The 23681-nt window shown below is 61.0% G+C and carries 15 protein-coding genes and 4 pseudogenes; 5 read left to right on the top strand and 14 right to left on the bottom strand.

The window, feature by feature from the left end:
* Positions 1 to 11: 11 nt before the first annotated feature.
* The 3 genes from ANTHELSMS3_RS19000 to ANTHELSMS3_RS19010 are packed head-to-tail and all read right to left on the bottom strand — an operon-like array spanning position 12 to position 5656.
* On the bottom strand, positions 12 to 1370 hold the full coding sequence (locus ANTHELSMS3_RS19000; RefSeq protein ID WP_094036254.1) for an efflux transporter outer membrane subunit: 1359 nt from the start codon (positions 1368 to 1370) through the stop codon (positions 12 to 14).
* The gene (locus tag ANTHELSMS3_RS19005) at positions 1367 to 4474 is read right to left on the bottom strand and encodes an efflux RND transporter permease subunit (protein ID WP_094036255.1); all 3108 of its coding nucleotides are present in this window, start codon (positions 4472 to 4474) and stop codon (positions 1367 to 1369) included. Before ANTHELSMS3_RS19005 ends, ANTHELSMS3_RS19000 begins: the two co-directional genes overlap by 4 nt.
* A gap of 3 nt (positions 4475 to 4477) precedes the next feature.
* Complete coding sequence (locus ANTHELSMS3_RS19010; protein WP_094036256.1) at positions 4478 to 5656, bottom strand: efflux RND transporter periplasmic adaptor subunit; 1179 nt, start codon at positions 5654 to 5656, stop codon at positions 4478 to 4480.
* Between the two features lie 132 nt (positions 5657 to 5788).
* Between ANTHELSMS3_RS19010 and ANTHELSMS3_RS19015 the strand changes: the two genes are divergently transcribed.
* The 3 genes and pseudogenes from ANTHELSMS3_RS19015 to ANTHELSMS3_RS19025 all read left to right on the top strand — a co-directional run bounded on the left by ANTHELSMS3_RS19015 (position 5789) and on the right by ANTHELSMS3_RS19025 (position 8147).
* A complete protein-coding gene (locus ANTHELSMS3_RS19015) occupies positions 5789 to 6325 on the top strand; it encodes a TetR/AcrR family transcriptional regulator (protein ID WP_198319840.1) in 537 nt (178 codons plus the stop codon).
* A gap of 400 nt (positions 6326 to 6725) precedes the next feature.
* Positions 6726 to 6850, top strand: a pseudogene (locus ANTHELSMS3_RS25645) (IS3 family transposase); the annotation flags it as partial.
* Between the two features lie 262 nt (positions 6851 to 7112).
* Complete coding sequence (locus tag ANTHELSMS3_RS19025; RefSeq protein ID WP_094036259.1) at positions 7113 to 8147, top strand: fatty acid desaturase; 1035 nt, start codon at positions 7113 to 7115, stop codon at positions 8145 to 8147.
* Positions 8148 to 8595: 448 nt separating this feature from the next.
* Here ANTHELSMS3_RS19025 and ANTHELSMS3_RS19030 read toward each other — a convergent pair whose 3' ends face one another.
* A complete protein-coding gene (locus tag ANTHELSMS3_RS19030; RefSeq protein WP_094036260.1) occupies positions 8596 to 9615 on the bottom strand; it encodes an IS110 family transposase in 1020 nt (339 codons plus the stop codon).
* A 171-nt stretch (positions 9616 to 9786) separates the two neighbouring features.
* On the opposite strand from ANTHELSMS3_RS19030, the pseudogene ANTHELSMS3_RS19035 reads away from it, so the two are divergent.
* Positions 9787 to 11170 (top strand): annotated as a pseudogene (locus tag ANTHELSMS3_RS19035) (transposase).
* Positions 11171 to 11366: 196 nt separating this feature from the next.
* On the opposite strand, the pseudogene ANTHELSMS3_RS19040 reads toward ANTHELSMS3_RS19035, so the two are convergent.
* Positions 11367 to 12791, bottom strand: a pseudogene (locus ANTHELSMS3_RS19040) (IS1182 family transposase).
* A gap of 250 nt (positions 12792 to 13041) precedes the next feature.
* On the bottom strand, positions 13042 to 14292 hold the full coding sequence (locus tag ANTHELSMS3_RS19045; RefSeq protein WP_094033518.1) for an IS256 family transposase: 1251 nt from the start codon (positions 14290 to 14292) through the stop codon (positions 13042 to 13044).
* A gap of 97 nt (positions 14293 to 14389) precedes the next feature.
* Between ANTHELSMS3_RS19045 and ANTHELSMS3_RS19050 the strand changes: the two are divergent.
* Positions 14390 to 15337, top strand: a pseudogene (locus ANTHELSMS3_RS19050) (IS110 family transposase); the annotation flags it as partial.
* A gap of 564 nt (positions 15338 to 15901) precedes the next feature.
* Here the strand turns inward: ANTHELSMS3_RS19050 and ANTHELSMS3_RS19055 are convergent.
* The 8 genes from ANTHELSMS3_RS19055 to ANTHELSMS3_RS19090 are packed head-to-tail and all read right to left on the bottom strand — an operon-like array spanning position 15902 to position 23584.
* Positions 15902 to 16546 (bottom strand): aspartate/glutamate racemase family protein, encoded by a 645-nt coding sequence (locus tag ANTHELSMS3_RS19055; protein WP_094036261.1) that lies wholly within the window; start codon positions 16544 to 16546, stop codon positions 15902 to 15904.
* A gap of 2 nt (positions 16547 to 16548) precedes the next feature.
* Complete coding sequence (locus tag ANTHELSMS3_RS19060; protein ID WP_094036262.1) at positions 16549 to 17046, bottom strand: nucleoside deaminase; 498 nt, start codon at positions 17044 to 17046, stop codon at positions 16549 to 16551.
* The gene (locus tag ANTHELSMS3_RS19065) at positions 17036 to 18010 is read right to left on the bottom strand and encodes an ABC transporter ATP-binding protein (protein WP_094036263.1); all 975 of its coding nucleotides are present in this window, start codon (positions 18008 to 18010) and stop codon (positions 17036 to 17038) included. Before ANTHELSMS3_RS19065 ends, ANTHELSMS3_RS19060 begins: the two co-directional genes overlap by 11 nt.
* On the bottom strand, positions 18007 to 18999 hold the full coding sequence (locus ANTHELSMS3_RS19070; RefSeq protein ID WP_094036264.1) for an ABC transporter ATP-binding protein: 993 nt from the start codon (positions 18997 to 18999) through the stop codon (positions 18007 to 18009). Before ANTHELSMS3_RS19070 ends, ANTHELSMS3_RS19065 begins: the two co-directional genes overlap by 4 nt.
* A complete protein-coding gene (locus ANTHELSMS3_RS19075) occupies positions 18996 to 20447 on the bottom strand; it encodes a chlorohydrolase family protein (protein WP_254694780.1) in 1452 nt (483 codons plus the stop codon). The genes ANTHELSMS3_RS19070 and ANTHELSMS3_RS19075 overlap by 4 nt, the downstream gene beginning before the upstream one ends.
* Complete coding sequence (locus ANTHELSMS3_RS19080) at positions 20444 to 21625, bottom strand: amidohydrolase family protein (RefSeq protein ID WP_094037243.1); 1182 nt, start codon at positions 21623 to 21625, stop codon at positions 20444 to 20446. The genes ANTHELSMS3_RS19075 and ANTHELSMS3_RS19080 overlap by 4 nt, the downstream gene beginning before the upstream one ends.
* A 5-nt stretch (positions 21626 to 21630) precedes the next feature.
* On the bottom strand, positions 21631 to 22587 hold the full coding sequence (locus ANTHELSMS3_RS19085) for an ABC transporter permease (RefSeq protein ID WP_094037244.1): 957 nt from the start codon (positions 22585 to 22587) through the stop codon (positions 21631 to 21633).
* A 13-nt stretch (positions 22588 to 22600) separates the two neighbouring features.
* Positions 22601 to 23584: an ABC transporter permease gene (locus tag ANTHELSMS3_RS19090; protein ID WP_094036265.1), complete on the bottom strand. Its 984-nt coding sequence runs from the start codon at positions 23582 to 23584 to the stop codon at positions 22601 to 22603.
* Positions 23585 to 23681 lie beyond the last annotated feature (97 nt).

A 23681-nucleotide genomic window follows, 5' to 3' on the forward strand; every position in this document is an offset into this window, starting at 1 on the left:
TCGCGGGCCGGTCAATTGCTCAATTGTTCAGGAGCGGCAGAGCCCGCGCCTGTGGCGATCTTTAGTGTGGCCCAGGCTTTCGCGGCGTCATTTACCGCCGCCGCTGCTGAAATCCTTGCCGTATTGGCGTTGCGATCGGTTTCGAGCAGGTTCAATAGCGTGATCGCCCCGCTTCGATAGTTTTGCCGCGCCAGATCAAGCGCGCGGTCGTAATCGCGGGCCGCCGTCTGCAATAAAGACGCGCGCTGCCGATAGCGGGTCAGGTTGGATTGCGCGACCTGCACATCCTCGACAGCCGAAGCGACCGCGCCACGCCATGCGATCTCGGCCTGTCTGGCGGCAGAAATCTGGGCATCGCGGCCTGCCCGTAGTGCCCCTTGGTTGAACACCGGCAGTGACAATTGCGGCCCAAAGCTCCAGCTGTCGGTGATTTCAGAGCGGCTGACCGTGCCGGTCAGCGACAGCGACGGATAGAGCGCGGCCTCGGCCACACCAACCTCGGCCACCGCAGCGGCAAGATCGGCCTCGGCACTGCGCACATCGGGGCGGTTGCGCAACAGATCCGCAGGCACGCCGGTCTTTGCGCCGCCGGGGGTGGTGAGTTGCGGCGCGCCTTTTTGCAACTGCGTCAGGATCGGCGCCGCAGGTTCGTTGAGCAGCGTAGCAATTGCATAAATATTGGCGTCGAACAGCGCCGCATATTGCGGCAGGCTGGCGCGCGCGGCCGAAAGCAGCGCTTGCGCCTCGGCCAGCTCATATTCGGTCGCCGCCCCGGCGTCGTACTGACCGCGCGTAATCTCGACCGTTTCTTCGCGCGTTTTGACCGTCGTGCGGGTCAGCGCCAACACCTCTTGGTAATAGCGCGCGTCGGAATAGGCTGACAGCAGTTCGGCAAGCCACGCCAGACGGACTGTTTCCGCCTCGGCCCGCGCGGCTGTCAATGACGCCTTTGCCGCCTCGCGTTCACGCTGGAGACCGCCAAAGAAGTCGAGCACCAAAGCGGCCCCCAATGAGCTGCTGTTGGTGGTGACAGTGCCATCAATGGCATCGCCGCCGGATGTCGTGCGCTGTGCTGTCAACGCGCCGTCGACGGCAGAGTTGACCCCGGTCATGCGCAGGTTCGCCTGCGCCTGGCGGATCGCCTCTGTCGCGGCCATCACGTCAAGGTTCTGCGCCAGACCGCGCGACACCAGCCCGGTCAGCACCGGATCCTTGTAGTCCAGCCACCATTGCTGTGTCGCGACCGCACCGATGGAGGCGGCGTTGCCCTCGACAAAGCGGGTTTGCAGGGCGACTTCGGGTCGTTGATAGTCCGGTCCGACCGCACAGCCGGCCAGAAGCAGGCTCAGGATGAGATATTGCGGTTTCATTGCACGGCTTCCTTTCGAATACGGAACATCTCCGTGGTTCTGATGACTGCGACATAGAAGACCGGAACCATCACGATGCCGATGACCGCTGAAAAGATGATCCCGCCAAGCATCCCCGTGCCGATGGATTTTTGCGCATTGGCCCCCGCGCCAGAGGCTAGCACCAACGGCAGGATGCCAAAGCCAAAGGCCAGCGAAGTCATCAGGATCGGACGCAGACGCAGACGCGCCGCCGTGGTTGTCGCCTCCATCAGGCTCTGACCCTTGGCGCGCAAGGATTCCGCAAATTCAACGATCAGGATGGCGTTTCGTGCGGCCAGGCCGATTGTGGTCAGCAAGCCCACCTTGAAATAGACGTCATTCGCCTGGCCAAAGTACCAAGTCGTCACCAATGCGCCCAGAATGCCGACCGGAACTGACAGCATCACCGCGAAGGGCACCGCCCAGCTTTCATAGAGCGCGGCAAGGCAAAGAAAGACCACCAGCGCCGAAATCGCGTAGAGGACGGCCTCTTGATCGCCGGACAAACGCTCCTGATAGCTGAGGCCGGTCCACGCGGCAGCATAGGAACCGTCGAGTTGCGAGGCCAATTCTTCCATCAGGTCCATGGCGTCGCCAGAGCTGACGCCTGCTGCCGCTTCGCCCGAGATTTCCAGCGCGCGGGTGCCGCCGTAACGGGCCAACTGCGGGGTGATCATTCTCCATTCCTGGCTCATAAAGGCAGAAAGCGGCACCATTTCCGACGTGGCATTGCGCACATACCAGTGATCAATATCCGAAGGCTGCATCCGCCATTCTGCGCCGCCCTGAACGATCACCTCGCGCAGGGCGTTGCCGAGCGGAAAGTCGTTTACATAAGAGCCCGAAAAAACCGTGGACAGCATGGTGTTCACATCGGAGAGCGAAACGCCCAAGGCCTCGGCCCTTTGCTGGTCTATCCGCAGTTTTAGGGCGGGCTCGGTCGCCGCATCATTGCCGCGCAGGTTGGTCACCCGCCCGTCCTGATTTCCCAGCGCCACAAGTTGATCTGCCGCCGCGCTCAACGCATCCTGTCCGCCGCCGGATTGATCCACCAGATACATCGAGAACCCAGACGTGGTGCCCAGCCCCTGAATGGCGGGCGGCTGCAGCACAAAGATGCTGCCAAGGCGAGATTGGAAGAACCGGCCATTCGCTCGCGCCAACAGATCAGCAGCATCGTCGTCCGGGCGTTCTTCGTAATCCTTGAGCTTGATGAACATGACGCCATAATTTTGGCCCGACCCGGCGAAGCTGAACCCGACGTTGGCGAAAACCCCATCCACAACCGCGGATTCTTCGGTCAACAGGTAGTCTTCGATTTGCTCGATCGTGTATTGCGTCTGCTGAACGGTCGAACCTTGCGGCAGTTCAACCATCGCCATCAGAACGCCCTGATCCTCGGTCGGCAGAAACGAGCTGGGTAGGCGGTCATAGACCCAATAAGCACTGGCCCCCACCAACCCCAAAACCAAAACCATGCGAAAGGGGCGCAGCGCGAGCCGTCCGACCGTGGCGCCATAGCCGCCGGTCAGCCGGTCCAGCCCCGTGTTGAACCAGCGCAGCGGCGCCACCGGGGCCTTGCCATGATTGGGTTTGAGAAGCTGCGCGCACATCGCGGGCGTCAGGATCAGTGCCACAAACAGCGACAGCACCATCGCCGAGATGATCGTGACCGAGAACTGCTTGTAGATCACCCCGGTCGATCCGCTCAGGAAGGCCATCGGCAGAAACACCGCGGACAGCACCATGACAATGCCGACCAGCGCGGTCGAAATCTCGCCCATGCTCTTTTCCGTGGCGGCCTTTGCGTCCAGACCCTCTTCCTCCATCACCCGCTCGACATTCTCGACCACGACGATGGCGTCATCGACCAGCAAGCCGATGGCCAGTACCAGCGCGAACATCGTCAGGGTATTGATCGACATGCCAAAGGCCGAGATCACGCCGAAAGTACCCAGCAGCACCACCGGCACGGCAATCGTCGGGATGAGCGTTGCGCGCCAGCTTTGCAGGAAAACGAAGATGACGAGGAACACGAGGACAATGGCCTCGATCAGCGTCTCATATACCTGGTCGATGGAATCCTCGACAAAAGGCGAGGTGTCATAGGGGTATTCGATGCTCACCCCTTCAGGCAAAGCCGACGCCAGCCCGTCCATCACCGCACGGACCCGCTCTGCGGTGTCGACCGCATTGGCCCCGGTGGACAGGTTGACAGCAAAGCCCGCTGCCGAATGACCATTGAAACGGCTGATGCTGCCAAAATCCTCTGCTGCCAGTTCGACCGTGGCCACATCGCCGAGGTAGATCGCCGAGCCGTCTGCTGCGGTCTTTAGCAGGATCGACTGGAAATCCTCGACCGTCCCAAGCTGCGACTGTGCCGACAACGAGACGGTGAATTGCTGCCCCTTGATGACCGGTTGATCGCCCAGACTGCCAACGGTGACATTTGTGTTCTGCTGCGCAACAGCCGAGGTCACATCGGCGGAGGTCAGTTGATATTGATACAACCGCTCCGGATCCAGCCAGATCCGCATGGCGTATTCAGTGCCGAAAATGTTGATCGACCCGACACCTTCGGTGCGTTGAACCGCATCCTGAATGGTGCTGCTCAGAATATCACCCAGTTCAAGCGTGGTATAAGTGTCATCCTCGCTGACCAAGGCACCGACCAATAGGATGGAACTGGTCGAGCGGGTGACGGACACACCCCGGCTGGTGACCGCGTCCGGCAGTTGCGACTCGACGAGTTGCAGCTTGTTTTGCACTTGGACCTGCGCCAAGTCGGGGTCGATGGTATCATCAAACGTGAGCGAGACGCTGGCGGCCCCCTCGCTGGACGAAGAGGTCATATAGGTCAGCCCATCCAGCCCAGTCAGCCCGTCTTCGATCACCGCGGTGACCGAGTGTTCAACCGTCTCGGCTGAGGCGCCGCTGTAGGTGGCAGAGATCCGCACCGTTGTCGGCGCGATGTCTGGATATTGCGAAATCGGCAGGCTGGTCATGCTGTAGGCACCCAGCAGCATGGTCGCGATGGCAAGCACCCAGGCGAAGACCGGGCGGTGAATAAAGAACGCGGCCATGTATCAGTCCTCCACGGCGGGAGTGTCGGCGTTGCGCGCGATGCCGTTGTCATCAATGATCGCGGCGACCGGCGTCACGGCCTGTCCCGGCCGGAGCGAGGACAGCCCATCCACGATCAGCCGATCGCCCTCGCTCAACCCCGAGCGCACGATCCATGCGTTTTCATAGCTTCCGTCGTCTTCCAGTGTGACCTGCTGCGCGGTGCCGTCTTCACCCACGATATAGGCCGTCAACTTGCCCGAGTTTCCCCGCGTGGCCGCCCGTTGCGGTACGAGAAAAGCCTGCATCGTGCCGATCACAACCTCCCCCCGCACGAACATCCCTGGGATGACCACATGATCGGGATTGTCAAATTTGAACCGGATGGTCACGGTGCCGGTCGTGGTCGAGACCGTGTTGCCGGCGGTGACCAACTTGCCAACACCTCGAAACACCTCTTCGTTTTCAAGCATCAAGGTCGCCTCAAGTGCGTCGTTCTGCTTGAGCGCACCTTCGGCAATGCCCTTGCGGACCGACAGAATGCGCGCGCTGGCCTCTACCGTGTCCACATAGATCGGATCGGCCTGTACGATAGTGGTCAAGGCGTCAGCCTGCCCCGCAGTCACAAGATCACCAACAGACACGGTCGCAACATCGGCACGCCCGGCAATCGGGCTTTTCACCGTGGTCCATGACAGTTCGATTTGTGCATAGTCCAGCGCAGCCTGCGCCGCGTCCAGCGTCGCCTTGGCCTCGGCCAGACTTGCGCGCGCGGCTTCAACCTCGGCCTCTGTATAGCCGCGACCGGCCAACTGCTCAGCGCGATCATAGGCGGACTGCGTCACCGCGAGGTTCGCCTCGGCCATCGCCACATTCGCCCGCGCCGTGGCCTCTGCCGCAACATAAGCGGAATCGTCGATCCGGAACAGCGGGTCGCCAACCTGAAGAAGCTGATCCGGCGTATAAAGAACCTCTTCGATAACGCCGCCCACACGCGGGCGCACCGCAACTTCCTGAAACGCGACAGCTCGACCCGGCGAGGTCACAACACGCGGAACATCTTGCAGTGTCAGTTCAACGACACCGACCTCGAGCGGCCCCATGTCCATGCCACCCGGCGGACCGAATTGCGCATTTGCAATCGTCGCAGACCCCGTCAGCGCGAGAACCGCACCCATCATTTTCCAAACGCTGACTTTCATTCGATTCTCGATCCTTGACTATCCGGCGATTTTGATGCCTGATACGCAAACATTGCACACTATGCAAGAATGTGGAAAATGACAGTTTCGTTACGAGAGAGACGAAGGCAACAGACCGCCCGCGATATTCAGATGGCAACACTGGAACTGGCGGTTCAGCACGGGCTGGATAAGGTCACCACCGAAGAGATCGCCGAGTTGGCAGGCGTCAGCACGCGAACCTTCTTCAATTATTACACAAACAAGGAAGCCGCCGCTGTTGGCGCTCCGCCGCCCTTCCGGGAGACGGACAAGGAGGCGTTATGCGCAGGCGTCGGCACCCTGGCGGAAGATGCCAAACGGTTTCTGGACCGCTACATGGAGTATTTGGTCAGGGATGAGCCCATCATCAGGAAGATTGGGGGCGTTCTGCAATCAAACGAGAAGGCGCGCGGCATCCTCGATGGAATCCTGATGATGCAACGCAGAGAACTCACGGATTGTTTGTGCAAGCGCGTTCACGATCGTCAAGCCGCTGGCGCGCTCGCCAGTGCAATGACTGGTGCGATAGGGCGGGCGATTTTCCTGTGGAACAATGAGGAAAACCTCTCACTTAATGCGGCGCTGGACATCGTATGGGACGGCCTGATCGAAGCCTCGAACATTTTGGCGTCGACTTGGAGGGACTGATAAATCGGCCGACGCGCCCTTGTCTGGATGACATTATGGTTGTTGATCAACCTCTGGGTGCCGGAAAGCATGAACGACCGGTCTGGTGACGCTGCGCTGCGGCGAGAACCGTCACTCTCTTAGGCCGCTGAGGGCCGTTCCGCAACGACGTGACGTGGGTAGACCGGTCATGCTATTGCGAAACGGAGAAGGGTAGCAGAGAGCCCAATTCGACGAATGCTGCACTTGAAAGTCTGTTGCTTGCTTTTGACCTGAACCCGAAGTCTGATCCAGCTTTGCGCGCAGGCTTTGGGGTTGTGCTGAGCTACCTAAATCGTCCCCGTTCGGGGCTGGGCTGTCCGGACTTTTGGACGGGCTCTGCACAAATTTGGACGAGATTTAGGGGCTTTGAGCACAGTAAATCTTTGAAACGATTTAGGAGGCACAAGGCCAAGCTACAGAATGGCTCTGGACTTACAAAAACGAGCAACCAGCATGGGCATTGGCGGCTTCACACCCGCAATGAAGCTGAAAATGGCTGCGTAAGTTCTACGACCAAATCCCGTTAAAATCGGGAGGATTACCACCCCTGGAAGGTCGATCATGGTCTCGGACATCGTGCTCTCCTTCATTGTCATCGGTCTTTGAACAACCTCAGACTACGAAGAAGCGCGGTGGCCGCCAGCCGCGCCGCGCGCTGCGCCAATGGCTTCGCGCGCGGCCTGCTACACCATCCCCCGAGGCACCACCCTTTCCTGCAGGGCCTTCATGGTATAGGAGGCCAGTCGGCATTGAGAAAAGCAGGTTTATGTTCGACAATTCTGAGAATTCTGAGCAACCCCAAGAAACGCGCGCGTCGAAAGACTGGGTCAAGGTACTTTCAAACTACCGCGAACCCAGCTCTTATCGCAGCGCGTACGAACTTGTAGTCACCGTCGGACCTTTCCTTCTTTTGTGGAGCATCGCGTGGTGGTCTTTGTCGGTCAGCTACTGGCTTACCTTCGCAATTTCCCTGGTCAACGCAGCCTTTCTTTTACGCCTTTTTGCCATCCAGCACGACTGCGGGCACGGGGCGTTTTTCAAGAATCGGACTGTCGGCGATTGGCTCGGGCGGGTGCTGGGCGTGCTGACCCTGACGCCCTATGATGTCTGGCGGCGAACGCATTCAATTCACCACAGCTCCTCCGGGAACCTCGGGCGGCGCGGGATTGGCGATATTCACACATTGACGGTCGCGGAGTACCAGGATCTGACGCCGCTCAACCGCTTGATGTACCGGCTTTACCGAAACCCCATAGTGTTATTTGGTTTCGGCCCGGGATACCTGTTCCTTTTTCAAAATCGCTTGCCTTTGGGCCTCATGGCCAGTGCCCGGTATTGGGTCAGTGCCATGGCCACCAATGCAGCTATCCTTGTTGGGTTGCTGATCATCATGTATTTTGGCGGCTTGATGCCGATCCTGCTGATCTTCCTGCCCACGACACTTCTGGCGGCAACCGCGGGGATGTGGCTCTTTTACGTGCAGCATCAATTTGAGGACACGCATTGGGACGTCGAAGACGACTGGCAACTGCATGACGCCGCTCTTCGAGGCAGTTCGCATTACGTGCTTCCGCCGTTGCTGCAATGGCTGAGCGCCAATATCGGAATTCACCATGTCCATCACCTTTATAGCCGTATTCCGTTCTATCGACTGACCGAGGTGCTGCGCGATCACGCGGAACTTGCCGACGGCAATCGGATGACGATCAGGGAAAGCCTTGGGAACGCACGACTGCATCTCTGGGATGAAAGGACTCAACGTCTGCTGTCGTTTTCGCAGGCTCAAGCTCGTTATCGCTAAGTCAGAGAAGGTCAGGCGCCAGATTCGTGAGATGCCCTTCGAAGCCAATATTTTCCATTGGGATGAAGGATGGCGCGCGATGCAAGAAAGTCAGTAATATATCGGACACTTCCTGTTCACAAGCAGCTCAAAATTGCTGCTGCGGCGAATGGCCGGTCTGGTGAAGCTGCACCGCAGCGCTCGGCCACGAGGCGAACGGCATCTGTGGGTGGCTCCTGCATTGCAAGAGTTTTCTGGTGATTTTTGCGGTCGTTTTTGTCAGTACTGTCGTCTGTTCGGCCTGTTTATGCGGTGGTGTTCCGCTGGCCTTGATGAATTCCGCGAGCGAGGTTCCAATCGGCTCATCGGCCTCGAAGGGCCGCTGCCATTCCCGGAGTGTCCTTGCTCTTGGTTGACTTACTTCCGCATCATCACTTCAACGTCTTGCATCTCTTGGCGGCTGGCGCGGTCAGAACGCGGGCTGCCGGTATTCCTGTTTCTTTGTCAGCATCGCCCAGATGCCCCGTGCCGCTTTGTTCGCCATGGCGGTCGTTGCCAATCGAAATGGCTTGTCTGCAATGATCTTCGCCGTCCACAGATCAACCTTTTCCGGCGCACGTTTCGCCATCACCGCGCGCGATGTCATGCCGACGACCAGAAGCTTGCGAATGTAGCGGTCACCCTGCTTGGTGATCTTGCCAAGACGTTCCTTGCCGCCGCTGGATTTGTTGAGCGGGGTGAGCCCAAGCCACGCCGCCAGGTCACGTCCGGTTCGGAACTGTTTTGCATCGCCAATCGTTGCGACAATCGCTGACGCCGTGATCGGCCCGATGCCAGGCATGCGCATCAATCGGCGTGCGTCTGCACTCAGCAGGGCATGTTGCTCGATCATCTTCGAATAGCCTTCGATGCGTTCGTTCAGGCCAATGAACTGATAGCATTGGATACCGAGCATGCCGTTGGCGATCTCGGGCATGTCCGGGTGATCGCCAGCCAGGTGACGCTTCGCGAAAGCTGTCACCGCTTCGATCCCGATCGGCAGGATATGCCCAAACTCGCGCAAGAGGCTGCGTAACATATTGGCCAGTTGGGTGCGCTGCCGGACGGCCAGGTCGCGGGTCCGATGGAGTGAAAGGATAGCCTGCTGTTCCTCCGTTTTGATCTCGACGAAGCGCATGGTCGGGCGGCGGACCGCTTCACAGATCGCCTCCGCATCCACGGCGTCGTTCTTGCCGCGCTTCACATAGGGTTTGACGTATCCGGCGGGCATGAGCTTTACGTCGTGACCAAGCTTGCGCAGCTGGCGTCCCCAGTGATGGGACGATCCGCAGGCTTCCATTCCGACCGTGCAAGGTGGCAGCGTCTCAAAGAATGCGAGCAACTTCGCGCGTTTGATGGCCTTATTGAAGATCACGCGGCCGTTCTCCGAAATGCCGTGCACCTGAAAAACGTCCTTGGCCAGATCGAGGCCGACTGTCTTTACTGTCATTGGGTGGCTCCTTTCCTTGCAGTCGTTGACAACTGCACTTTGGCACATTCGATGCCGGTGGAGCAGGAGCCACCCACCTCATCCGCTTCGGGCGGATTTTATTGAAAAGCTCTTTCTTGATCGAAGTCTGAACTGCTGATTCAATTCCTGTAATCGAGGGGGGGACCGGCGATGATGGGGCCGAGGCAGGAAGCGCAACCGGCGCTGTTCTACGAGTTCTCGCTTGAGGACCATGTCCCACGGGATCATCTGCTGCGCTCCATCGACCGGTTCGTCGATCTTGGCGGCATCCGCAGGCATTTTGCGGAGTTCTACAGCCACACGGGCCGCCCCACCGTCGATCCCGACCTGCTAATCCGCATGCTCCTGGTCGGCTATTGCTTCGGCATCCGGTCGGAACGGCGGCTATGCGAAGAGGTGCATCTGAACCTGGCGTATCGTTGGTTTTGCCGTCTCGATCTGGGCGACCGTGTCCCGGACCATTCCACCTTCTCGAAGAACCGGCATGGCCGCTTCCGCGACAGCGAATTGCTGCGCCACCTGTTCGAGATGACCGTCGCACGCTGCATTGAAGAGGGATTGGTCAGCGGTCAGCGCATGGCGATTGATGCGAGCTTGATCGAGGCGGATGCCAACAAGCAGAACTCGACGTCGAAGGAGGACTGGGACGTCTCGCAGATTGATCCAGCCGATGCGCCCCGCGCCGTGCGCGAGTATCTTGACACACTGGACGAGGCCGCCTTCGGCGCCGGCAAGCCAGTGCCTCTCGTGGCATTGCTTTGCAATGCACTGCCGGTAACAGACGGCAGCGCGCAAGGGACCGGCATTCTTCAGCTATTCCGACAACTACCTGATCGACACGGATCACGGCGTGATCGTCGATGTCGAGGCGACAAGATCAATCCGGCAAGCAGAACTCGGCTCGACCAAGACCATGCTGGATCGGGTGAGGACCAGGTTCGACCTGCATCCCGAACGCCTGATCGCCGACACCGCGTATGGCACCGGCTCGATGCTGGGCTGGCGGGTCGACCGCAAGATCGCCCCGCACATCCCGGTCCTCGACAAGTCTGGCCGCAGCGATGGCACCTGGAGCCGGGCGGACTTCGAGTGGGACGCCGAGAAAGACCAATACGTCTGCCCTGAGGGCCAGACACTAAAGCAGATTCGTAGGAACTATTCCGACCCAAACCGGGGGCCAACCAATGGAGGTCGGGCCAAATACCGTGCCCTGAAACTGACCTGCCAGGCCTGCCCGTCGAAACAGAAATGCTGCCCGAACGCCGATGCCAGATCCATCACCCGCGAGGAACACGAAGACGCCCGCCAAGTCGCGCGCGACATCGCCAAAACCAAGCAATACGACATCTCGATGAAGCTCCGAAAGAAGGTCGAGATGCTCGTCACACACCTCAAGCGCGTCCTCGGCCTCGGACGGCTCAGATTGCGCGGCCCATGCGGCGCAAATGACGAATTCCTGCTCGCCGCCACCGCCCAGAACCTCCGCAAATTGGCGAAGATCTTTCCTGCACCGCAGCAAACGCGCCAAGCCTGACGGAAAGGCACTCGCGCCGCTGTCGGATGCCAGGTTTCTGCGAAAGCGAACGAGTGCTTTTTCGCATAACCGGCGGATTTTGTTGAAAAAGTCGGCCTGAGAACGTGTTTTGGGCTGCCCTCATCCTCGAGTGTCACCGTTTGGTTCGGGCAATCGCCCGTCGCGCCGCCTTTTGGCGTTTATCTGGCCGCTTAGATCATGCCGCGGCCTCCGAGTTGGCGCACTGCTGCCGCAGCTTCGCGAGTTTTCGGAGGTTCTGGGCGATGGCGGCGAGCAGGAATTCGTCCTTGGCGCCATTGGGGCCGCGCAGGCGTAGCCGGTTTAGGCCGAGGATGCGCTTCAGATGGGCGAAGAGCATCTCTACTTTCTTCCGCTTGTCTCGGGATACCTTGTAGGCCTTGGTCTTGCGGCATTCGCGGGCGAACTCGCGTGCTTCCTCGTGGGGTTCTCGGGTGACGTATCGGGCCTCCGCTTTCGGGCAGCAGATTTCTTTGGATGGACAGGCTTGGCATGTCGCCTTCAAGGCACGATATTTCTTCCGCCCTCCGGTGTCCTGCCCCCGGTTCGGATCGGAGTAGTTCCGGCGATATTGCTTGAGGGCGTGACCCTCGGGGCAGATGTATTGATCATTCGCCTCGTCCCATTCGAAGTCGGACCTGGACCAGGTGCCATCGGTCCGCTCTGATTTGTCGATGACAGGGATGAAGGGGATGATGCTGCGCTTCTCGACCAGCCATCCAAGGTTCTCGGCATTGCCGTAGGCGGTGTCCACTGCCCGGCAGTGCATCGCGCAGCGATGTCACGAGAGGGGCAGTCAGCCAATCCGGTCTGATCCCGAACCGTTTCTCGGTTCTGTCGAGCATCGTGCGCGACGCCCCAACCTCAGCCTGCCGGATTGCCCGTGTCGCCTCAACATCCATGATGACCGAGCTCTTGGTGTCGATCAGGTAGTTGGTCGCATAGGCAAAATACGGGCGGCTTTCCTAGGCGCGGGTCCATTGCGCAGCCGGATCGGACCTGGTCACGACTTCGGCTGGACCGGTGATGCGGCTCCGAAGGCGGCATCGTCGAGTGTTTCCAGATATTCGCGTGCCGCCCGGTTTCCGGCCTCGCGCGCGACCTCCGGGCTCCAGTCTTCGGCCGCAATAGACCGGACCTTATTGGCGTCAGCCGGGATCAGGCTTGCGTCGACGGCCAATCCTTCACCCGCGACCAGATCCTCTCTCAGGCAGCGTTCGACAGTTGCCTCGAATACCTTCCGGAGCAGATCACTGTCACGGAACTTGCCATGACGATACCGGGAAAAGGTCGAATGATCCGGCACCTTCCCTTCCAGACCCAAACGGCAAAACCAGCGGTATGCAAGGTTCAGATGGACCTCATCGCAAAGGCGCCGCTCTGAACGGATTCCCATGACATAACCGATGACCAGCATCCGGATGATCAGCTCAGGATCGATCGAGGGACGCCCCATGTGGCTGTAGAACGGGCGCACGACTTCCCGCATGCCATCCACGTCGAGGAACCGGTCGATCTCGCGAAGCATATGACCGGAAGGAACATGACGCTCCAGATCGAAGACATAGAACAACTGTGCCGGTGCCGTTTGGATGCCCATCATGACGAAATCCTCCAATCCCCTCATAATCCAGTGAATCAAAGGACTTGCCGCACTGCAACAAAGACTTTTTCAACATGGTGTAATCTGAATCCGGCACTGCAAATCAGCTGGTAGACTGTACCGGCAACCAATTGGAGGAGCAGATAAATGGAATATTTTGCTGGTTTGGATGTCTCGATGGAAGAGACGCATATTTGTGTGCTGGATCGCGATGGCACCTGAGATATGCGCAGAAGTTGGTGACGCGTGATCAGGCGGCGTTTTGAAGTTGGCGGACGCCGTCGCGGAACTCAACCCCGCTGATGACCTCCGGGAGGCGATTCCGCCCGTCGAGTTTTCGCCATTTCGTCTGAGCAGACATCATCAGCCGGAAAGCCATGGCGAGCCCAGTCTTGCGGCTGAGGCAGCCCTTGGTGCGTTTCGTCCTGTGTCTGACGGTGGCGAACGTGCTCTCGATCGGATTTGACGTCCGGATGTGTTTCCAGTGTTCGGCCGGGTAGTCGTAGAAGGTCAGTAGTGCATCCCGATCCTTGACCAACTTGGCGACTGCCTTGTCCCATTTCACGCCGTAGGCATCGACGAAGAAGTCGAAGGCGGCCGACGCCGCGGCTCGGGTTTCGGCCTGCCAGATGTCGTGCAGGTGCGCCTTGGCCTTGGCTTGCACCGATTTCGGCAGCGCGTTGAGCACGTTCATGGTTTTGTGGAGCCAGCACCGCTGCTCCTGTGTCGAGGGGAAGACCTCGCGCAGTGCCGCCCAGAACCCCAGGGCGCCGTCGCCTATGGCGAGCTTGGGATCCTGCTTCAGTCCGCGGCGTTTGAGATCGAGCAGAACCTCGCGCCAACTCTGAGTGCTTTCGCGGAAGCCGTCGGTCATGGCCAGCAGCTCCTTGCGGCCGTATTCATCCGCACCCACGATCACCAAAACGCATTGTTTTTCCTCGGCCCTTCGCGGCTTGAAATAGACGCCGTCGGCCCAGATGTAGAGAAACCGCCGGGTGCCGAGGTCACGCTTTTCCCAGGCCTCGTACTCGGACCACCAGTCCGCTTTCAGCCGCGTGATCGTAGTGGCCGAGAGGCCCTTGGCGTGTGGCCCCAGCAGGGCGGCAAGCGCCTCACTGAAATCGCCGGTGGACACGCCCTTCAGGTAAAGCCAGGGCAGCAGCTCTTCGACCGACTTTGCCTTGCGCAGATACCGCGGCAGGATGCTGGGCGTGAACGCGATCTTGTCCGTGCCCGGCTTGCGGTCCCGCACACGCGGCACCGTCACGGCAACAGGCCCGACACCGGTCAAAATCTCACGCTCGGGCAGGTGCCCATGACGAACCAGTCTTGCGCGACCATCCTCAAGCTTGTGATCGGCAAAGGCGCCAAGCAGCGTGGACAGTTCCGCCTCAATCGCCTGCTCGATCAGCTTGCGCGCGCCGTCCCGGATGAGGTCGGTCAGCGGGTCCGGCGAAATCCCGGATGGATCAGATAGCTGGGTGATGGTATTCTCTTGCATGTGGCATATCCCTTTCTCGGTTGAGAATTGACGGCGCTTCGACACCGCCATGATATGTCGCCCCTCAGGGCATCACCAACTTTCGCGCATATCTCATGGCACCTTGATCCGAGAAGGTAAGGCGCGTTCCTCGCCAGATGCGATTAGTGATTTTCTCGCGGCCGGTCCAACTTGTGTAGGCGTTGTGTTTGAGACCGGCAGGATGGCACCGATGCTATACCATGGACTTACTGAACGCGGCATTCCAGTCCAGTGCATTGAAAGCAGGCAAGCCTATCAAGCCCTTAAATCTCTGGCGGGACACAAGTCTGATCGCAATGACGCGCGCGGCCTGGCCCATCTGGCGCGGACCGGGTTCTACAAACCTACCCATGTCAAATCGCTGTCTGCTCATGCGATACGGTCACTGATCGCAGCACGCAAGAAACTGGTCGGGCAGCGCGTGACGATCGACAATCAGATCCGTGGGCTGGTGGTCGTATTTGGTGTACGGTTGCCACGGGCACTGTCGCCTGCATTCAAAGATGCCGCTCTGAAAGTGAGTAATGGGGTTCCAGGTCTTCATGCTGCATTGAACGGATTGTTTGCAGCGCGTGAAGCAATATTGGCGGCCGTTGCTGCAATTGATGCCGATGTTAAAAAGACGGCCCGTAAATCCAAAACCTGCTCACGTCTTATGACCGTCCCAGGTGTCGGGCCGATCACGGCACTGGCTTTTGCGGCCGCAGTAGATGATCCGTCGAGGTTCCGACGATCGCGCGATGTCGGGCCGTACCTTGGGCTTGTCCCAAGGCGGCATCAGTCCGGAGAAGTAGACTATGTCGGCAGCATCTCGAAACGGGGTGATACCAGGGTCCGAACGCTCCTGTACGAGGCGGCCAATGTCATGCTGACGAGGTATGCTGGCCCGCTCAAATTGAAGGAATGGGCGCTTGCGACTGGTGCGCGCTCAACAATGAGGAAGGCACGTGTGGCCCTGGCCGGACGACTCGCTATTGTCCTGCACGCGATGATGCGCGACCAAACCGAATTCCAGTTCGTGTAAGGATCACCAGAGAGACAATCACGAGGATTCCAATATCAAAGTTCCCATCTGGGACGATGCCCGAGGGAGGGCGTGAGACACGGCGTCGATTCTGTAGCAACAACCAAGACCAACGGTATGATTGCGGTTTCCACCTAGCCGACCCACACCCAGCCAACCCCATTATGAACCCAAGAGTTCGAAGAGAACAAAGGCAACCTCTGACATTACAGTACGATATTAGGAAACTCGCATTGACGGATTAGAGAACAGAACCGGCGGGAGGCCGCCGTTCGCTGCGGGCGCAAGCCCGTAGTGATGATTTCGTCAAAGCGGGCCTTTGTTTTACTTCAGCAATCGCAGACCAGCTCAAATGCTCCACGGCGATGATGACCTGCTCCACTGCTCCACTACTCAAAAAACTGCGACATCTCGAGGACGAAGCGAGAAGACACGGATCAGTTCTTTCCGGAGCGGATGTTGGTGTGAGCAGGCAATTCTGGATGACAGTGTCGACCGACCCTGCCCGCAGAGCCCCATGATGAAGTATAGCGAAGACAGCGCTGTCTCTCGGCCCAGGTTATCTCAGCGACAGGCTAAAGCCTGAGAGATGAATGCGGACGCCACGACGCCATCAATCAGCAGCGAACCTGTCCGAGCCGAAAGCCTACGACGAAGGCGGGACATTCCGGCGCAACCAAGAACGACGGCGTCGGCACCAGCAACTTCCGCATTGGCAATGGCCATCGCAAGGCGGTCTTCCACATCCTGCCCGCCCCGTTCGACCTCCAAGACCGGAAGACCGGAGGCAAATACCCCGACACAGGCCCGGCGAAAGCCATAGCAGTCCACGTTCGTCTCGATCACCGGCACAGAGACGTCGAGTGTCGTCACGATTCCGAAGCGGTCACTTTGCAGCGACGCAAGCGACATTGCGGCCTGTCCGATGCCGATAACCGGGCAATGCGCTGCGGCCTGAAGTGGACCCAGACCGGTATCATCGAAACAGCCGATGACAATTGCATCCGCTGCAGCTGCCCGTGCTTCCGGAAGCAATGCCAACAGACCTTCAACAGCAGCCTCTCCATCCTCCGGCCCCTGAATCGACGGCGGCCCGAGATGGTTGGTCCACCCCAAAACTTCGTCGCCCCGTGCGGTTTCGCGCGCGACCGATACCATGCTATCGGTCATCGCCTCGGTGGAATTCGGGTTCATGTAGAGCAGGCGCACGTTCAGGCCTGCGACCGTGCATGGCAGGCCCAATCATGCAGGATCTTTGTGGCCTCGGCGTCCAAGTGTTGCTCGGCTGGCATGATCCGGTCCGCAACCGCGAGTCCGCATTCGTGAGTCAATCGTTCGACATCCACCGGAAAGCGGGCGGCCTCGGGCAGATCGGCAATGGCGTCACCGGCCTGCGCCATGTCGGCGGCAAAATACAGCGCAGCAATCCCGGCGATGTTCATGGCCGCCACGCAGAGCGCGCAGGGCTCGCAACTGGAGTACAGGTCACAGCCACGCAGGTCGACCGTTTCAAGGTTGCGACAGGCGTCGCGGATCGCTTCGGTTTCGCCATGCGAGGTCGGGTCGTGGTTCATCACCGAACGGTTGATCCCCTCGCCGACGATCTTGCCGTCTTTGACGATGACCGCGCCGAAGGGTTCGGTGCCCGGGGTGTCGAGCGCCTGTGTCGAAATCTCGATGGCGCGGCGCAGGAAGGTTTCATTGTACATCGGGGGATCCTTCTTCGGCAGCGAAACAGGCAACGCGGCGATTGTGGACATGGGCGCGCCGCTGCGGGCGTTCCGACTTGCAGCGGTCAAAGGCCAGCGGGCAACGCGGGTGAAAGCTGCAACCCGAGGGCGGCGAGACCGGCGACGGCACCTCGCCTCCCATAGGGGACCGGTCGCGCTTTGGCGCTTCGAGGTCAGGGATCGTGTCGAGCAGCAGGCGCGTATAGGGGTGCAGCGGGTTGGAAAAGAGATCGGCGGTCGGCTGGATCTCGACGATGCGGCCAAGGTACATCACCGCAATCACATCGGCCATGTGGCGCACGACGCTCAGGTCGTGGCTGATGAAGAGATAGGTCAGGTCCATCTCCGTCTGCAGTCGCTTCATCAGGTTCAGCACCTGCGCCTGAACCGAGACGTCCAACGCCGAGGTGGGTTCGTCGCAGACCAGAAACTCCGGCTCGCCTGCCAGCGCGCGGGCGATGGAGATGCGCTGACGCTGGCCGCCGGAGAACTCGTGCGGGAACTTCAGACCGTCGGCGGGGGCCAGCCCTACGGTGCGCAAAAGTTCATCCACACGGGCCGACACCTCGGCCTCGGGCGTATCCGGCTTCAGGGTGCGCAGCGGCTCCGCGATGATCCGGGCCACGCGCCAGCGCGGGTTGAGGCTGGCAAAGGGGTCCTGAAAGATCATCTGCAGCCGGTCGCGGTCGCCGTGGAACCGGATGCTGCCACCCGAAGGCGGATGAAGCCCGGTGACCAGCTTGGCGATGGTGCTCTTGCCACAGCCGGACTCCCCCACCAGCGCGAGGGTCTGACCACGCTGGATGATGAAATCGACGCCGTCGACGGCGCGCAGGGTCTTGCGCGGCTTGCGTTCGATCAGACGGTTGAGCCAGGGGGCGGAGACGTCGAAGCGGCGCTCCAGCGCGTCGACCTCGAGGATGGCATTGGGGCGGAGGGTCATGCGGCTTCTCCCTGGTCGACGGTGCCGGTCTGCGCCAGCCAGCAGGCGGCGTCGGAGCTTTCGCCACTCGCAATGCGCGGCACGTCCTTGCGGCAGCGCGGCCCGGCATGGGCGCAGCGCGGATTGAAGGCGCAGCCCGGCGGAATGGCGTTGAGCCGGGGCATCGCGCCGGGGATCATCTGAAGTTCCTCAACCTCCCGGCGCAGCGAAGGGATCGAACCCATCAGCCCGGTGGTATAAGGGTGGCGCGGGCGGCGCACGAGGTCATCGACGCTGCCGATCTCGGCCAGCCGCCCGGCATACATCACCGCCACGCGGTCGGCGGTCTCGGCGATTACGCCCATGTCGTGAGTCACCAGCATCACCGCCGTGCCCCGTTCGCGGCAGAGCCGTTTGAGCAGCGCGGTGATCTGCGCCTGAATCGAAACATCCAGCGCTGTGGTGGGTTCATCCGCGACGATCAGTTCTGGCTCCGCGCACAGCGCCAGCGCGATCACGATGCGCTGCCGCATGCCGCCCGAGAACTGATGCGGATAGCTGTCGATGCGCTCTTCCACCGCCGGGATGCCGACTTCGCGCATCAGTTCCTTGGCGCGTTCGCGGGCCTGCGGTTTCGTCAGGTCGGTGTGCAGGCGGATGGTTTCCACCAGTTGGTCGCCGACGCGGAACAGCGGGTTGAGCGAGGTCAGCGGATCTTGAAAGATCGCACCGATGCGACGGCCACGCACGGCCTGCATGGCGCGGTCGTCGAGGGCGTCGATCCGGTCGCCTGACAGATGAATGGTGCCAGCGGCAATGCGGCCAGGCGGCTCGAGCAGCCCGAGGATCGACATTCCGGTCATCGACTTTCCGGCACCGGATTCACCAACCACGCCGAGGATTTCGCCGCGGCGGATTTGCAGCGAGATATCGTCGACGGCGGTCAGCACGCCCTTTCGGGTGGGAAATTCGACGCGCAGGTTCTGCACATCAAGAACGACATCGCTCATGGCGCGGCCCTCTCGTAGCTGGGGGTAAAGATTTCGGACACCGGCGGGTGGCCGGTGGTGCGGTCGGAATACTTGGCGATCAGCCCGTCGAATTGCGCCTGCGCGCGGGCAGCATCGGCGGTCTCATCAATGCCGGGGATCACCCCATCGGCCATCACCTGCCGCCCGTCGATCCAGACATCGCGCACGTCGCGCCCCGAGGCGGCGGTCATCAGCGTCTGCACTGGATCGGGCGTCTGCAAGCTATGGCGCAGGTCGATCACGGCGATATCGGCCTTGGTTCCGGGGGCAAGGCGGCCCAGATCGGGCCGGTTCAGCGCGTCAGCACCGCCCAGCGTGGCGGCGTCGAACATGTCTTCGGAGCGGATCGCCTCCATACCCTCGGCCAGCCGCGCGGTCATCATTCCGACCTGCATGTTGAGGATCATGTCGGCGGGGTGCGTGTCGGTGCCAAGGCCGATATTGATGCCCTTGGCGCGGACCTTGGGGAAACTCTTCAGCATCCCGCCATGGCGCGCGGCGACAAGGGGGCAATGGACAAGCGTGGCCCCTGCCCCGGCGATCAGGTCGAATTCTGCCTCCGTCGCCTGCGTGCCATGCGGCAACAGCCAGTTCCGGCGCAGCGCACCGATGCGCTGGAGCCATTCGATCGGCGCGCAGTCGTGCTGTTCACGCACCAGCTGCAGTTCGATGGGCGACTGGCTGCAATGCTGGCGCACGGGCGCCCCCATGTCCGTGGCGATCCCGGCGGTGCGTTGCAGCAGCGTCTTGGTGCAGGTCTCGATCCGGTCGGGGGCGAACATCGCGCGGATGCGGCCCCCCGCGATACCGTCGATGCGCCGCGCAAAATCGGCCGCTGCCGCCAGCCCCTCCAACCCGCGCGCCTCATCAAAGACCGCGCGGATGTTACCGGCCTCATCCGTCACCTGCCCGCCGGTGCGATAGGCGGGGCCGAGGTAGACCCGCAGCCCGAGGTCTTCGGCCGCTGCTGCCGCCGCTTCGAACTCCGCGACAGTCTCGCCCCATTCGCGGTAGAACAGTGAGGCGATGGGCAGCGCCGTGGTGATGCCGTTTCGGATCAACTGCGCGAAAGCATGGCGTTTTTGAAAGGCCAGTTCCTCGGGGTCATACATCTCGTATGGCCCACGTTCGATGTAGCTCTCGGGCCAGACCCGGCCCTTCTTCCACGCGGGTCCGTTGTCATAGCCCAGGATCGTGGTGTCGAGATCGGACAGCGCGTCGAGATCGATGAACCCGGGCGAGATCACCGCCGCGCCATAGTCTATCCGCCGTGCGACTTCGCCTTCGAAAGAGGCGCCAACATGCAGCACCTCGGTCCCCTCGATCACTGCCACGCCGTTTTCATGCACGACGTGGCGGCCATCGTGGTGACCGATCACCCATTGGGCGGAAAGGAGCGTCCGACCCTGCATCGCGCTGTCCATCATGGTGCCTCGATCACGCAGGCGCCGTCACGGGCGATAACTGCGCCGCCCTTGAGCACCAGCTTGCGCGGCGCGTGAGTGACCACAGCCTCTGCCAGGGTCTCGCCCTCGACCAGCAGGCAGTCGGCGCGACATCCCACGTCCAGACCGTAGCCCTCGACCCCCATGATCGCGGCCCCGCCAAAGGTGCAGATCTCCAGCGCCAGTTCCACCTCGTCATCACGGCGCAGGTTGTTGCGCATCCCGATCTGCATCGCCTTTTCCAGCATGTCCGAGTTGCCATATGGCCCCCAGGTGTCGCGGATACCGTCACAGCCCGCGCCGGTAAGGATGCCAAGCGCCTTCAGCTCTTTGACCGCAGGCACCGGGGCCGAGGCGGGCGCGGTTGTCAGGATGTGAATGCGGTTTTCGGCCAACGTCTCCTGCAGACCCGCCACATAGGCGCGATCCACCGCGCCGAGGCAGAAGGCATGGGAAACCGACACCTTGCCCTGCATCCCCAGTGCCACGGTGCGGTCGATGATTTCCTCCATCGAGAACCAGCCAAGCGCGTCACGTTCGTGCAGGTGAATGTCCACCGGCTTGCCGTGTTTCTCGGCCAGCGCAAAGACCGTATCGAGATGCCCCTTTGGGTCATGCTCCATACCGCAGGGATCGATACCGCCCACCAGGTCCGCGCCCAGCGCCAGCGCCTCATCCATCAGCTCGGCGGTGCCGGGGCGGGTCATCATTCCGGACTGCGGGAAGGCCACGATTTGGATGTCGACCATCCCGGCCAGTTTTTCGCGCGTGGCCAAAACGCCTTCGATCCCGGCCAGCCCGTGGTGCGTATCGACATCGACATGGCTGCGGATGTGGGTGCAACCGTGCGACATGGCCAGGATGGCGTGGCGCTCGCTCTGCACCTGCGGATCAAGGCCAAGCGAAACCTTCACCTCGCGCTCGTTGTTGATTTTGTCGATCAGGCGCGGGCCGACCTCGTTGCGATACCACGGCAGGCCCAGCAGCGACTTGTCGAGATGGGTATGCGCCTCGATCAGGCCGGGGATCAGGATGCGCCCGCCGCCGTCGATCACCTCGGCACCCTCGGGCGGGTCGGCCACGAACGCGCCATTGGCGATATACAGGTCAGTAGCGGGGCCGCCCATCGGGCGCACGTTCTTGAGAGTCTTCGAAGTCACTTTGGTCACCGCAGTTTGGGGTTGAGCGCATCGCGCAGCCAGTCGCCGATCATGTTGACCGAGAGCACGATCAGGCAGAGCTGGATCGAGGGGAAAACGACAATCCACCACAGGCCCGAAAAGAGGTATTGGTTGCCGATCCGGATCAGCGTGCCAAGCGAGGGCTGATCGGGCGGCATGCCCACGCCGAGAAAGGACAGCGTCGCCTCGGACAGGATCGCAAGACCGAAGTTCAGCGTCGCCGCCACCATGATCGGCGTCAGGCAGTTGGGCAGGATGTGGTGCAGCATGATGCGCCAGGGTTTCACCCGGATCAGCTTGGCCGCCTGAACGTATTCTTTCTTCGCCTCGACCATGGCTGAGGCGCGCACCGTGCGGGCGTATTGCACCCAGGACGGAACGGCGATGGCCACAATCAGGATCGGCGCGGCCAGCACGTCCTTCAGGCCCGTGGGCAGCGACGCGCTGGCGATGGCGGTGATCAGGATGGCGATCAGGATGAACGGCATCGACAGAAGGACATCGCCCACGCGCATGATCACATTGTCGATCCAGCCACCAAAGTAACCCGCCACCAGCCCCAGCGCGAGGCCCACGGCCAGTGCCAGCATCACCGAGGCGAAGCCGATGATCAGCGAGATCCGCGAACCATAGAGCACCGCTGACAGGATATCGCGGCCCTGCGTGTCGGTGCCCAGCAGGTAGGGCCATTGGCCGCCCGCCTCCCAGATCGGCGGGATCTCGGAGTTCCAGAGTTCCAGCGCGGCCAGGTCATAGGGGTTCTGCGGCGTGATCAGCGGCGCAAGGAATGCCGTCAGCGCCACCAGCAGCAACAGCACCGCGGCAAAGATCGCCGAAGGATGCGCGCGGAAAGAGTACCAAAGGTCGCTTTCGCGCAACTTGGTCAGCCGCGAGGGGCGCACCGGGGCGTCGGCCGTGGTCAGGGGAATAGACTTTTGCATCGGGCTCTCCGGTTCAGCCATTGCCACGGGCACTGTCGTCGCGCAGGCGCGGATCGACCCAGGCATAGGTGATGTCGACAAGTGTATTCAGGACGACGAAAATCAGCGAAACGATCAGCAGGTAGGCGGCCATCACCGGCAAGTCGACGAAGGTGACCGCCTGGATGAACAGCATCCCCATGCCCGGCCATTGGAACACCGTCTCGGTCACAAGGGCAAAGGCGATCAGGTTGCCGATCTGCATGCCCGTCAGGGTGATCACCGGCATCAGGCAGTTGCGCAGCGCGTGGCGCCATTGCACCCGCCGGGTGGGCACCCCGCGAGCGCGGGCGAACTTGATGTAATCAGCGCGCAGGGTCTCCAGCATCTCGGCCCGGACCAGCCGCATCACCAGCGTCACCTGAAAGGTCGAGAGCGAGACCGCCGGCAGCACCAGCGCCGCCCGCCCCGAGGGGGTCAGCAATCCGGTCGACCACCAGCCGATGTCCACCGTCTCGCCCCGCCCGAAGGCCGGCAGCCAGCCCAGCGAGACCGAGAATGCGAGGATCAGCAGGATGCCTACCACGAAACTTGGCAGGGACACCCCGATGATGGACCCGAGTTGCAACATGTTGGCCAATCGGCTGTCGCGATGAACCGCCGTGATCACCCCGGCGGGGATGCCCACCACAAGCGAGATCACCGTGGCCACCAACACCAGCTCAAAAGTTGCCGGGAACCGCTCCTTGATCAGCACCATCACGTCTTGCTGGTTGCGATAGGAGATCCCAAAATCGCCCTGCACCGCATTGGTGACAAAGCGGGTGTACTGGGTGACGAAGCCGTCATTCAGCCCCAGCCGTTCGCGTAACTCGATCCGGTCCTGCTGGGTGGCCTGTTCGTTCACCATCATTTCGACCGGATCACCGAAGAACCGGAAGATCACGAAGGCCAGCAGCGCCACCGCCAGCATGACGAAGGCCGCATTGGCGGTGCGTTTGAGAAGAAAGGCAATCATTCCGGTCTCCAGTGCCAGGTCCGACAAAGGGCGCGCGCCGCCTCTTCATCTTGCCGAATAAACTCTCAGGGGGTCCGGGGGATGACATCCCCCGGCC

The sequence above is a fragment of the Antarctobacter heliothermus genome, assembly GCF_002237555.1.
Taxonomy (GTDB): Bacteria; Pseudomonadota; Alphaproteobacteria; order Rhodobacterales; family Rhodobacteraceae; genus Antarctobacter; species Antarctobacter heliothermus_B.

What these genes read in the sequence shown, in the direction of transcription:
- ANTHELSMS3_RS19000 (WP_094036254.1), bottom strand. Translation starts at nt 1,370, where the DNA reads ATGAAACCGCAATATCTCATCCTGAGCCTGCTTCTGGCCGGCTGTGCG.
- ANTHELSMS3_RS19005 (WP_094036255.1), bottom strand. Translation starts at nt 4,474, where the DNA reads ATGGCCGCGTTCTTTATTCACCGCCCGGTCTTCGCCTGGGTGCTTGCC.
- ANTHELSMS3_RS19010 (WP_094036256.1), bottom strand. Translation starts at nt 5,656, where the DNA reads ATGAAAGTCAGCGTTTGGAAAATGATGGGTGCGGTTCTCGCGCTGACG.
- ANTHELSMS3_RS19015 (WP_198319840.1), top strand. Translation starts at nt 5,789, where the DNA reads ATGGCAACACTGGAACTGGCGGTTCAGCACGGGCTGGATAAGGTCACC.
- ANTHELSMS3_RS19025 (WP_094036259.1), top strand. Translation starts at nt 7,113, where the DNA reads ATGTTCGACAATTCTGAGAATTCTGAGCAACCCCAAGAAACGCGCGCG.
- ANTHELSMS3_RS19030 (WP_094036260.1), bottom strand. Translation starts at nt 9,615, where the DNA reads ATGACAGTAAAGACAGTCGGCCTCGATCTGGCCAAGGACGTTTTTCAG.
- ANTHELSMS3_RS19045 (WP_094033518.1), bottom strand. Translation starts at nt 14,292, where the DNA reads ATGCAAGAGAATACCATCACCCAGCTATCTGATCCATCCGGGATTTCG.
- ANTHELSMS3_RS19060 (WP_094036262.1), bottom strand. Translation starts at nt 17,046, where the DNA reads ATGTACAATGAAACCTTCCTGCGCCGCGCCATCGAGATTTCGACACAG.
- ANTHELSMS3_RS19065 (WP_094036263.1), bottom strand. Translation starts at nt 18,010, where the DNA reads ATGACCCTCCGCCCCAATGCCATCCTCGAGGTCGACGCGCTGGAGCGC.
- ANTHELSMS3_RS19070 (WP_094036264.1), bottom strand. Translation starts at nt 18,999, where the DNA reads ATGAGCGATGTCGTTCTTGATGTGCAGAACCTGCGCGTCGAATTTCCC.
- ANTHELSMS3_RS19075 (WP_254694780.1), bottom strand. Translation starts at nt 20,447, where the DNA reads ATGATGGACAGCGCGATGCAGGGTCGGACGCTCCTTTCCGCCCAATGG.
- ANTHELSMS3_RS19085 (WP_094037244.1), bottom strand. Translation starts at nt 22,587, where the DNA reads ATGCAAAAGTCTATTCCCCTGACCACGGCCGACGCCCCGGTGCGCCCC.
- ANTHELSMS3_RS19090 (WP_094036265.1), bottom strand. Translation starts at nt 23,584, where the DNA reads ATGATTGCCTTTCTTCTCAAACGCACCGCCAATGCGGCCTTCGTCATG.